The sequence below is a fragment of the Nitrosospira sp. NpAV genome (assembly GCF_000832065.1).
Lineage (GTDB): Bacteria > Pseudomonadota > Gammaproteobacteria > Burkholderiales > Nitrosomonadaceae > Nitrosospira.
In genome coordinates this window covers 1-394 of sequence record NZ_JXQM01000069.1, presented here as the reverse complement: position 1 = coordinate 394, position 394 = coordinate 1, and the positions used below count along the sequence as shown (strand labels likewise).

Annotated in this window: 1 pseudogene; it reads left to right on the top strand. The window is 56.1% G+C overall.

The features are described 5' to 3' along the window. Window positions 1-394: pseudogene (locus tag SQ11_RS15350) on the top strand (ABC-F family ATPase); the annotation flags it as partial.

Sequence of the window (394 nt, the reverse complement as noted above, 5' to 3'; positions counted from 1 at the left end):
AGTTTGCTTTCGAGAATTGTCTGGTGATTGATACCGTAATGATGGGGCACGAGGAGTTGTGGCGCGTGAAGGAGGAACGCGATGCGATCTATGCCAATCCCGATGCCAGCGAGGACGACTATATGCACGCCGCCGAACTTGAGACGCGCTTTGCCGAGCTGGATGGCTATTCCGCCGAAGCGCGGGCTGGGGAATTGCTGCTGGGCGTGGATATTCCGCTGTCACAGCATGCGGGACTGATGAGCGCCATAGCGCCCGGATTCAAGCTGCGTGTACTGCTGGCGCAAGCATCGTTTGCGGATTCTGAAATTCTACTGCTGGATGAACCCACCAATAAGCTGGACATAAACGCCATCCGCTGGCTTGAAGACGTCATCAACGCAAGCAGGAGCAC